Origin of the sequence: Catenulispora rubra (assembly GCF_015356825.1) — a bacterium.
GTDB classification, from domain to species: Bacteria; Actinomycetota; Actinomycetes; order Streptomycetales; family Catenulisporaceae; genus Catenulispora; species Catenulispora rubra.
The window spans coordinates 1-10,689 of the sequence record NZ_JAACYW010000370.1 but is presented as its reverse complement, the minus strand read 5'-3'; the positions used below and the strand labels follow the sequence as shown (position 1 = coordinate 10,689).

Below are 10,689 nucleotides of genomic sequence, written 5' to 3'. Positions count from 1 at the left end.
TTTGGGAGCTGTACGCGGCCGCCCGCGGCTCCACTCACGCCCACCCGACCCTGTCGATCCTCATGCGGCCGCTGATCGACCCCCCGCCGGCGCGCGCCGCCGGCTACGCCGCGTGGCTGCTGACCGGGGTGTGGGTGGCGCGCCGATGAGCCCCCGCCTGATCACCGCCATCGGATACGCCGCGATCATCCTGGCCGCCCTGGTCGTGGAGTTCGCCGCGCGCCGCCCCGGCAGCCGGGTCCCGACGTTCGCGCAGCTGGTGCACACCGTGATGCGCGAGCGGTGGGGCCGGGTCGGCATGCTGCTGGTGTGGTGGTGGCTGGGGTTCCACTTCCTGTCCCGTTCCTGAACCGGGCACCATGACAGCAAGCCCTGCCGGGCACCACCACCACGGCGCCGCGCGGCGCGCGCCGTCCGGAAACGAAAAGCCGGACGGGCCGTGACCCTGGTCCGAAGGTCGCGGCCCGCCCGAGTGTCGGTGTCGCTGGGGGAGCTTGTCCAACACGGTCCGGCTCGGTGAGCCGGCACACACATCAGACCGCGCCGAGGGCCCCCGGTGCCAGTGGGTACCGGAAGGATCAGCCTTCGGGGTGCAAGGAAGTCCTCTCCAGTTCCGCCGCGTGCCAGCCCGAAGTCCGCTCCTCAGGGTCTTGGCTCAGCCGCGGCCTGGCGCTGTGGCAGGCTCCGCGGCGGCCGGTCGGCCCTTACCGCGGGGCCCGCCTGCGGCGCGGCTTGCGCCGACGCCGCCAGGCCTGTGGGTCCGTCCTCATGCCGCCAGCGGCGCGCCGCGTGCCAACAGGTCCCTGATCCCGGCGGCCGGCAGCGCCCGGGAGAACAGCCAGCCCTGCCCGGTGTCGACGCCGAGCCGCCGCACCGCCTCCAGCTGCCCGGCGGTCTCCACACCTTCGGCGGTCACGGTCAGCCCGAGCGCGTGTCCGAGCGCTGTGACCGTGGCGATGATCTGCTCGTCGGCGCCGCAGGGCCCTGTGGCGCCGGCCGCTGCCCCCGCGGCCGCGCCGGTACCGTTGCCGACGCCGTTCGCCGACGTCAGCCCGGCGACGAACGTCCCGTCGATCTTCAGGATGTGCACCGGCAGCCGCCGCAGATGCGACAGGTTCGAGTACCCGGTCCCGAAGTCGTCGACCGCGATCGCCACGCCCCGGTCGGCCAGGGCGCGCAGCGTCGCCTGCGCGGCGTCGTCGCCGGGCAGCAGCGCCGACTCGGTGATCTCCAGCCGCAGCCGCTGCGGCGCGAGCCCGGAGTCGGCCAGCGCGGACAGCACGTGCCCCATCAGCCGCGGGTCGCGGCACTGCCGCACCGCCACGTTCACCGACACCGGCGGCGCCGGCTGCCCCGGCGTGTCCGGCCACGTCGCCGCGGCCTGGCAGGCCTCGGACAGGATCCGCCGGCCCAGCTCCACGATCAGCCCGGAGTCCTCGGCCAGCGAGATGAACCGGTCCGGCGGCACGATCCCGAACCGCGGGTGCCGCCAGCGCACCAGCGCCTCCACGCCGGTGACGGCGCCGTCGGCGAGGGACACGATCGGCTGGTACTCGCAGTAGAACTGCCCGGACTCCACGGCCGCCGGCAGGTCCGCGGCCAGCCGATACCGGGCCACATCCGCCCCGGCGCGTTCGGCGTCGAACAGGGTCCAGCGGTCCCGGCCCTCGCCCTTGGCCCAGTACAGCGCCAGATCCGCCGCGCGCAGCAGGTCCTCCGGCGCCGAGGCCGCGGCCAGGGCCTCGACCGCGCCGATCGACGCCGTGACGGTCAGGTCCCGGCCCTCGACGCGCAGCGGGTCCCGCAGCGCCGCCAGCACCCGCTCGGCAACCCGGTCCACCATCGGCCGCCCTGAGGATGAGGACGACGGACCACGGCGCGCCGGGCCCTCGGCGCCGGGCGGCAGTACGGACTCCGCACCCGGCGCGTCCCCGGAACCCGATCCGGCTCCGGCTCCGGATCCGGGCACCGAACCGGCGCCGAAGTCCTGGAAGTCCTGGAGATCCGCGTGGTCCTGGTAGTCCTGGTAGTCCTTGTAGTCCACGAGCACCGCGAACTCGTCCCCGCCGGTGCGCGCCAGCAGATGCCCGCCGGGCTCCAGCACCGCCCGCAGCCGGGTCGCCACCGCCGCCAGGAACCGGTCCCCGGCGCCGAACCCGAGCAGGGCGTTGATCTGCCGGAACCCGTCCAGGTCCAGGCTGCACAAACCGATCCGCTGCCCCGGGCGCGCCCGCGGGCCGGTGCGGGCCTCCAGCCACCGGCCCAGCATCGCCCGGTTCGGCAGCCCCGTGAGCTCGTCGGACCACGGCGCCGACGCCGACGACCGGGACGCGGCCGTCTCGGCGTGCGCCGTGGACGAATTCTGACCGGACACCGCGACCACCTCCATCGCGGACCAGGACGTCTGGTTGGCCTGATCCGCACCGCCGCCGCCTGCACGGCTTCCGAACGACTACCGAGCGCGATCATAGGACCATCCGGGGGCGCTGTGACGGCGCACACACTCCCGGATCACCTGATCGTGGCCGTACTGTCACACTCCCACCGCACGCTTCACGCCCGCACCGCGCCATCGGCGCGCCCCGGCGGCGCCACACCGCCGCCGCGTCCGCGCCATGTCCGCACCGGGCATGCGCCGGGCCACGCCCGGCGGGCCTCGGGCAGAATCAAACGCTGTGCAGATCACCATTCGCGAAGCCCTTCCGGCCGAGTTGGCCGCCACCGGGGAGCTGACCGCCGCCGTCTACCGCGACGAATCGCTGGCAGAGCCGACCTACCTGCCCCGGCTGCGCGACGCCGCCGCCCGGCACGCCGCCCCCGGCGCCTGGCAACTGATAGCCGTCGACGACGCCGGCCGCCTGCTCGGCGCCGCGGTGTACACCGTCGCCGGCAGCGACTTCGCCGACATCGCCGCCGGCGACGAGGCCGAGATCCGGATGCTCGCCACCGCCGGCTTCGCCCGCGGCCAGGGCGTCGGGCAGGCCCTGGTCCTGGACTGCGTGCGCCGCACCCGCGAGGCGGGACGGCCGGCGCTGGTGCTGTCGACGAAGCCGGCGATGACCGCCGCGCAGCGCCTCTACGCGCGCCTGGGTTTCCAGCGCACCCCCGAACGCGACTGGGAGTACGCCCCCGGCAAGGGCCTGCTGACGTTCCGGCTGGTGCTTGATTGAGTCCGGCATGCCTGCCCTGATATCCTTCAACCCGTGAAGAGCTTCCCGTGTGCCAGCTGGCGTCCGTCCTAGGACGGTTCCCCAGCCACGCACGCCGACAGGCCGTCCGACGATCCGGACGGCCTTCGTTGTTCTCGCCCCGCACGCGGGGCCGGGCGGTCCGGACGCCGATGACGGCGGACCCCCGACCCTGTGAGATTCCCGCGAGGAGAACGACGATGACCATCACATTTGACGTACCCATCAATCCCGCCGACCAGCCGCGTGTTTTTCCCTCTGGTGACAGCGACACCGCGTCTTCCGCGTCAGCGAACCGAAACCCCGCCGACACAAATGACGCATACGGCATCCAAGCCGACCCCGCGGCGTACCTGACCGAGGCCCAACTGGCCGCGCACCTGATCGGCGACGCCCGCCAGATCAGGGTCCTGACCGGCGACCGCCCCACCGGAGCACTGCACCTGGGCCACTACCTGGGCTCGCTGCGCAACCGCGTCCGGCTGCAGGACGCCGGCGCCGAGCTGTTCGTGCTGGTCGCCGACTACCAGGTGATCACCGACCGCGACGCCTCGGCCCGCATCACCGACTTCGCCCTCGGCCTGGTCGCCGACTACCTGGCCGTCGGCCTGGACCCGGCCCGTAGCACCGTGTTCGCGCACTCCGCCGTCCCGGCGCTGAACCAGCTGCTGCTGCCGCTGATGTCCCTGATCTCCGTGCCGGAGCTGGAGCGCAACCCCACCACCAAGGCCGAGGCCGCCGCCTCCGGCCGCCCCGCGCTGTCCGCCCTGATGCTCACCTACCCGGTGCACCAGGCCGCCGACATCCTGTTCTGCCGCGCCGACCTGGTCCCGGTCGGCAAGGACCAGCTGCCGCACCTGGAGGTGACCCGCACCGTCGCGCGCCGCTTCAACACCCGCTACACGCCGGTGTTCACCGAACCACGGGCCCTGATCTCCGACGCCCCCTCGGTGCTGGGCAGCGACGGCCACAAGATGAGCAAGAGCCACGGCAACACCATCCCGCTGCAGGCCACCGCCGACGAGACCGCCGCCATCATCAAGGGCTTCAAGACCGACGCCGACCGGCTGATCACCTTCGACCCCGCGGCCCGCCCCGAGGTGTCGAACCTGGTGCTGATCACCGCGCTGTGCCGCGGCGAGGAACCGGAGGCGGTGGCCGAGCAGATCGGCTCCGGCGGCGCGGCGGCGCTCAAGCGCGTCGCGACCGAGGCGGTGAACGAGCACCTGCGGCCGATCCGGGCCCGGCGCGAGCAGCTGGCGGACGAGCGCGGATACCTGTCGGCGATCCTGCGGCGCGGGGCCGAGCGGGCCACCGTCGAGGCCGAGGCGACGCTGGCGCAGGTGCGGGAGGCGATGGGGATGGCGTACTGACTGCGTGCTGAGTGCGTAGGGGCAGCTGTTCCGGCGGCGCGCGCCATTGCGACAGAACGCATGTTCTGTTCGCTGTGGCGCGCGCCGGTGACCTACGACCAGCCACGAGCGGGCTACGCGGGCCCACGACCGGCCCAGTCCGCAGGCGTCCCACCGCCCCCGGTGTCAGCATCGGACTCATGAGGGCACGGCACGCATCCGACGGCACCCAGGCCGGCACCCCCGTCGCCGAGGGCGGCCGCCGCGACTTCAAACGCCGCGTGATCGCGATCGTCCTGGTGATCGCGGCCCTGGTCGGCGGCTACTTCGCCGCCGCGGCGTACATCCCGCGCTGGTGGTCGCACCGCATCGGCAGCGCGGCGAACGGCGCGTTCTCCACCGGGGTGCTGCTGGGAATCTGCTTCGGCATCGTGTTCACGGTCCTGCCGCTGGGCCTGCTGTGGTTCACGATGCGCCGGCCGATGCGCTGGAAGACCAGGGCCGTGTGGCTGGCACTGGCGGTGATCCTGGCCGCGCCGAACCTGATGACGCTCGGCGTGGCCATCGGCACCGGCGGCGGCGCCCACGCCGGCCAGCGCACCATGGACGTGCAGGCACCCGGGTTCCGCGGCGCCACCGCCGTGGGCGCGCTGATCGCCGCGGTGATCTTCGTGACGCTGGTCATCGCCTTCCGGCGCAAGGGACGGCCGCCGAAGGTGCCGAAGAAGCCGAAGACGCCCACGCCGGAGCCTGCCGACGTCTGAGATACAGCGCCGGTCAGGCCTGCCGGGCAGCGTACGGGCTGTAGAACGGGATCCGGCGCGCGCCGCTCCGGCAGATCCGGCAGATCTCTTACCAGGCTCACCAGGCTTGCCGTGCCTACCAGGCCTGCCCGGCGACCTGCCGGGTGACGTGGTTGAGCCGGTTGAACAGGTTCGTCAGCGCGACCATCATCACGATCGCGGCCAGCTGCTTCTCGTCGAAGAACTGCGCCGCGCCCTCCCACACCGCGTCGCTGACGCCCTCGGGGTTGTCGGCCAGCCGCGTCGCCGCCTCGGCCAGCGCCAACGCCGCCTTCTCCTCGTCGGTGTAGAACGGCGCGTCGTGCCACGCCGCCACCAGGCCGATGCGCTCCTCGGACTCCTTCATCCGCCGCATGTTGCCCATCCCGGAGTACACGCACGGCGCGCAGCCGTTGATCTGGCTGGCCCGCAGGTGCACCAGCTCCAGGATCGCAGGCTCCACGCCGCCGCTGTTCACGGCCTTGTAGAGCTGCTGAACCGCGCCGCTTGCGTCGAGGATCACGGCGGGGTTCTGGATACGAGCTTCCACTTCAGTAACTCCTGTATGAGTCGAAAGATGCTGCTTCATTCAGGTTGGCCCTTGTTGGCCCCCCTTGGTCCTTCGCCTCTCTGACTCTTGGGCGCCGGGGAATGTGACAGCGCCGGATGTGACCTGGGTCACATCCGGCGCTGTGGGCTGTTTCCGCTGCTCAGGGCGGCGCGAAGGGGATTGCTAGTTCTCCTGCCAGACCGTCACGTCCAACACCGCGTACGGATTGGCGTCCGTGCTGGAGGGCAGCCTGCGCACCGTCACCAGCACCAGGTGCCCGGTACCGGTGGTGATGCAGAAGCTGCTGCTCGTCGACAGCTGCGAGAGCAGCACGTCGTGCTGGTAGCGGGTGTCGTTCAGACACGAGGTGAACGAGCCGGTGTCGGTCTGATCCAGCACCGCCACGCGGTCGGCGTAGAACCGGCCGTCGACGAAGCTGCCGGCGAAGAAGCCCATCGTGTCCGGGCCGTTGGCGGTCCCTGCGGCCGGATGGTACGGGTCCGACAGGAAGTTGACGCTGTAGCCGGACGCCAACTGGATCCCGACGTACGTGCCGAGAACCGTGCCCGGCGCGACTGTCGACGTGGCGGAGGTGGAGCCGTTTGTCGGCGTCGCGGACGCCGTGGGATTGGAGCTGGAACTGCTCGCCGTGTAGCTGGGGATGGAGGGCGTCGTCGGGATACTCGACGCCGCGGAGCTGGTGGAGCGTGACGGGCTCGGTGTGCCCGACAGGGGCGGGACGGACGCGGAGGTGTTCTTGGAGTTCTGCTTGGAGTTCAGGGCATGGTCGCCGAACGCGCCCACACCCACGCCTATCGCGAACAGCAGGATCGGGATGCCTATGCGCGCCAGCGGGCTCTTCTTCGCCGGCGGCCGGGGGTTGCCGCTGCCCGGGACGACGGCGGTCGGCTGCAGGACGGTCGTAGATCCCGACGTGGCGCGCGCCGCATCCTCATCTTCCGGGGTCGGCTGGGCCGATGCTTTCTGCTCCGACTCTGACTGGGCCGGTACCTGCGCCTCCGCAGGCGCCGTCTCTGGCCCGGCCGATCCTTCGGTGCGCGCCGCCTGCGCATCATCCGCGTCCTCAACGTCCTCGCCGCACACTGATGCCTCGGATGCCTCGGCCGCGGCAGCCATCGCCTCCGAATGCGCCTTCGCCGCCTGAGCGTTCGCCTCAAGCTGCGCCCGGGCCGCCGACCTGGCGCGCGCCGCGTCCGCCTGGGCGTCTACCTCATCGCCAGTCTCGGCTTCTGCCTCTGCCTCGGCTTCTATCTCAGCCTCAGTCTCAGCTTCTGCCTCAGCCTCAGAACCGGCGGCCTCCCGCTCGTCCGCACCCTCGTCCGAATCCGCTTCCGCTTCCGCTTCCGAATCCGCCTCCGGGTCTTCTTCCCTCGGTGTGATGATCGAGGGCTCCGGCGGTGTGGGTGTCGCCGCCCCGGCGGACTTCCCTTCGCCGTCGTCCTCCTGCGCGAGCTCCGAGATCTGTCCCCAGTACTCGCGCCAGGCCTCGACATCCCCCTCCCAGGCCTCGACCAGCGCCAGCGTCACCTCGCGCGTCGGCAGCCGTTCGCCGCCGAGCGCCGCCTCGATCTGTGTGGTCGTGAGTCCTGTGCGTTCCCGCAGTTCTTCACCGTCGGGCCCCTCCGCGAAGTCGCGTAGCTCCCGCAGTCCCTGCGCCAGCACCGCCACCGCCGACGTCGACGACACCTGCTCCACTCCCCCTGCTCGTCCGATACGCCGGTGCCCAACCCTAGTGCCGTGTGGGGCGGTGCCACGACCCCGAATCAACAACTGGATGCCGATGCCCGGATCTGCGCGGAAACCCCGAAACCTTGACAGTTTCGAGCATCCGCAGTGTATTGATGCACGGCGTGCGCCCCGCAGATCTTTCAAGATTCAGCAAGGAGGCACCATGTCATCACCCCGTTCCGGGCCCCGGCGGCTCGCTGCGGCCGCTCTGTCCTGCGCCCTGGCCGTACTGCCCCTGACATCCGGCATCGCTCACGCAACGCCAAGCCCGACCCCGCACACCGCCGGCACCGCCGCCACCCTGGCGGCCACGCCCCCGATGGGCTGGAACGACTGGGCCCACTACCAGTGCTCGGTCGACGAGTCGGTGGTCGTGGCCAATGCCGACGCGCTGGTCAGCAGCGGCCTGGCCGCCAAGGGCTACAAGACCGTCACGATCGACGACTGCTGGATGGCGTCGTCCCGTGACGGCTCCGGCAACCTCGTCGCCGACTCCGTCAAGTTCCCGCACGGCATGGCCTGGCTCGGCAGCTACCTGCACGGCAAAGGCCTGAACTTCGGCATCTACGAGGACGCCGGCTCCTCCACGTGCGGCGGCTACCCCGGCAGCGGGCAGCCGCAGGGCGGCGGCGCCGACCACTTCGCGCAGGACGCGGCGACGTTCGCCTCGTGGGGCGTGGACTATCTGAAGCTCGACGGCTGCAACGTCTACATCCCGGGCGGTGAAAGCACCGAGCAGGCGTACCACGACGCCTACACCGCCGAGTCGAACGCTCTGGCCGGTGCCGGCCGTCCCATCGTGTTCTCCGAATCCGCTCCCGCCTACTTCCAGAGCGGCGAGTGGGGCAACCCGACCTGGTTCGACGTCCTGGGCTGGGTGGGCCAGCTCGGCCAGCTGTGGCGCGAGGGCTACGACATCGCCACCTACGACAGTTCGAACCCTTCGGCCGGCCGCTGGTCCTCGGTCATGTCCAACTACGGCTACAACCGCTGGATCTCCCGCTACGCCAAGCCCGGTAACTGGAACGACCCGGACTTCCTCATCGCCGGCGACCCCGGCCTAAGCGCCGACGAGTCCCGCAGCCAGGTCGCGCTGTGGGCCATGATGAGCGCCCCGATGATCCTGTCCTCCGACGTCGCCCACCTCAGCTCGGACGGCCTGGCCGCCCTCGGCAACACCGACCTGATCGCCCTGGACCAGGACCCCGCGGGCCACCAGGCCGGGGTGGTGTCCACCAACGGCACCACCGACGTCCTGGCCAAGCCCCTGGCCAACGGCGACCGGGCGGTCGCGGTCCTGAACCGCGGCTCGTCAGCCCAGACGGTGTCCATGACGTTGGCCTCCGTCGGCCTGCCCGGCTGCACCGCCAGCGCGAAGAACCTGTGGACCGGCGCCACCTCCACCACCAGCACCCTGACGGCGACGATCCCCGCCCACGGCACCGCCGTCTGGCGCCTGACACCTTCAGCCGGCTGCGCCGCGGCGGTCCCCACCGGCGAGGTCGTCGGCAACGGCGCCAAGTGCATGGACGTCACCGGCAGCAACACCGCCGACGGCACGCCGACGATCCTGTACACGTGCACGGGCAACGCCAACCAGTCCTGGACGCGCCCCGGCGACGGCAGCGTGCGCACCCTCGGCAAGTGCCTCACCGCCGGCGGCACCACCGACGGCAGCACGGTCGTGACCTCCACCTGCAACGGCGGCACGGCACAACAGTGGACGGCGCGCGCCGACGGCACGGTCACCAACAACGCCTCGGGCCTGTGCCTGGACGTCTACGGCGGCGGCAGCGCCGACGGCACGAAGCTGGACACGTGGACGTGCGGCAGCCACCAGGCCAACCAGACCTGGGCCTTGCCCAGCTGACGCGCGAGGGCGCGGCGGGGGACCTTCCCCCACCGCGCCCTTCAGCGCTGCCGCACCTGCCCGCCAGCTTTGCCCGCCACCACTAATCAGCAGGCCGCCACACCACACCCAATCCCCACACAGCAATCCATTGCCGCAGTATCAGCCCTATCAGCTACCCATCTAGCCATCAGCTCTTCTCTGAGACATCCGCCTCTTCCCTCCGCCCACCAGGCACCCGCGCTCCCGCAGCACCCTCCCGCTCCCGGGCAGCCGCCGCCAACTCCCCACGCAACGATGCGGCCGCCAACTCCGCCTCCCGCCGTGCCTCCCGCTCCGCCGCCAACGCCGCCGCGTCCTGCTGCCACCGCGCCGTCACCTGCTCCACCTGCACAGCCGCCGCCTCCACCGCAGCCTCGGCGCGCGCCGCCCGCTCGGCCTCAGCCTGCCTGGCCGCCGCCTCCCGATCAGCACGCTCGCCCTCAGCAACACGCCCGGCGTGCGCAGACTCCGCATCCGCCTTGGCCGCCTGCACCTGCGCGGTCAGCCCCGCTCGCAGCGCCTCCAACTCCGCCGCCGCCCGCTGCGCCACCGCCTGCGCCTCAGCCGCCGAGGCCGCGGCCTTCCCTTCCGCCGCGGCGATCTGCGCGTCAGCGGCCTGCCTCATCAACTCGGCCTGCTCCCGCGCCGCCTGAAGCTGCAACGCCGCCTCCGCCCGCGTCCGGTCGGCCAGCTCGGCGGCTTCGGCAGCGTCGCGCCGTGCCGCCTCCACCTCCCGCCGCGCCTGCTCCCGCATCCCCGCGACCGCAGCCTCCCCCTGCTCCCGAACCTGCGCGAGCTCCTGCACCGCCTCATCGCGCAGCGCCTGCTCCTGATCGGCATGCGCGACCACCGCCGCGTTCAACGCCTCCCGCGCCACCTCGGCATCAGCCACAGCCTGCTCCGCACGCGCACTGGCGGCCTGCCCCGCGACCTCCGCCTCCGCACGCCGCGCAGCCTCCGCCGCAGCCACCTGCTCCGCCGCCGTAACCCGCGCCGCAGCGTCCAGCTCCACCGAGCGCACCTGCCGCTCAACGTTCTCCGGATCAGTGATCGCCTCCGCCCGCTCCAACCACAGATCGACCTGCGCCCCCAACTGCCGCAACGTCGCCGCCACCGACACCCCCGACGCCTCGAACCCGGCGCGCGCCGCCGTCACCGGCATCCCCCCACCCAGCAC

General features: G+C 72.1%; 8 protein-coding genes and 1 pseudogene. 5 read left to right on the top strand and 4 right to left on the bottom strand.

Annotated elements, in window-relative coordinates:
• Positions 1-145: 145 nt before the first annotated feature.
• Positions 146-349, top strand: coding sequence for a DUF6186 family protein (locus tag GWK61_RS49060; protein WP_194920487.1), 204 nt, complete (start codon positions 146-148; stop codon positions 347-349).
• Positions 350-766: 417 nt separating this feature from the next.
• Here the strand turns inward: GWK61_RS49060 and GWK61_RS49055 are convergent, their stop codons facing one another.
• Positions 767-2,374: a putative bifunctional diguanylate cyclase/phosphodiesterase gene (locus GWK61_RS49055; protein ID WP_323748112.1), complete on the bottom strand. Its 1,608-nt coding sequence runs from the start codon at positions 2,372-2,374 to the stop codon at positions 767-769.
• A 301-nt stretch (positions 2,375-2,675) separates the two neighbouring features.
• On the opposite strand from GWK61_RS49055, the gene GWK61_RS49050 reads away from it, so the two are divergent.
• The 3 genes from GWK61_RS49050 (at position 2,676) to GWK61_RS49040 (ending at position 5,304) form a co-directional block, all read left to right on the top strand.
• Positions 2,676-3,170, top strand: a complete 495-nt coding sequence (locus GWK61_RS49050) for a GNAT family N-acetyltransferase (RefSeq protein ID WP_194920483.1) — start codon at positions 2,676-2,678, stop codon at positions 3,168-3,170.
• 218 nt (positions 3,171-3,388) lie between these two features.
• Positions 3,389-4,561, top strand: a complete 1,173-nt coding sequence (gene trpS / locus GWK61_RS49045) for a tryptophan--tRNA ligase (RefSeq protein WP_228564225.1) — start codon at positions 3,389-3,391, stop codon at positions 4,559-4,561.
• A gap of 179 nt (positions 4,562-4,740) precedes the next feature.
• A complete protein-coding gene (locus GWK61_RS49040) occupies positions 4,741-5,304 on the top strand; it encodes a permease (protein WP_194920481.1) in 564 nt (187 codons plus the stop codon).
• Between the two features lie 115 nt (positions 5,305-5,419).
• Here the strand turns inward: GWK61_RS49040 and GWK61_RS49035 are convergent, their stop codons facing one another.
• Positions 5,420-5,872, bottom strand: a complete 453-nt coding sequence (locus tag GWK61_RS49035; RefSeq protein WP_194920479.1) for a carboxymuconolactone decarboxylase family protein — start codon at positions 5,870-5,872, stop codon at positions 5,420-5,422.
• A 183-nt stretch (positions 5,873-6,055) separates the two neighbouring features.
• Complete coding sequence (locus GWK61_RS49030) at positions 6,056-7,579, bottom strand: hypothetical protein (RefSeq protein ID WP_194920477.1); 1,524 nt, start codon at positions 7,577-7,579, stop codon at positions 6,056-6,058.
• A gap of 205 nt (positions 7,580-7,784) precedes the next feature.
• On the opposite strand from GWK61_RS49030, the gene GWK61_RS49025 reads away from it, so the two are divergent.
• Entirely contained in the window at positions 7,785-9,491 is a 1,707-nt protein-coding gene (locus tag GWK61_RS49025) for a glycoside hydrolase family 27 protein (RefSeq protein WP_194920475.1), read from the top strand.
• A 169-nt stretch (positions 9,492-9,660) separates the two neighbouring features.
• Here the strand turns inward: GWK61_RS49025 and GWK61_RS49020 are convergent.
• Positions 9,661-10,689, bottom strand: a pseudogene (locus GWK61_RS49020) (hypothetical protein); the annotation flags it as partial.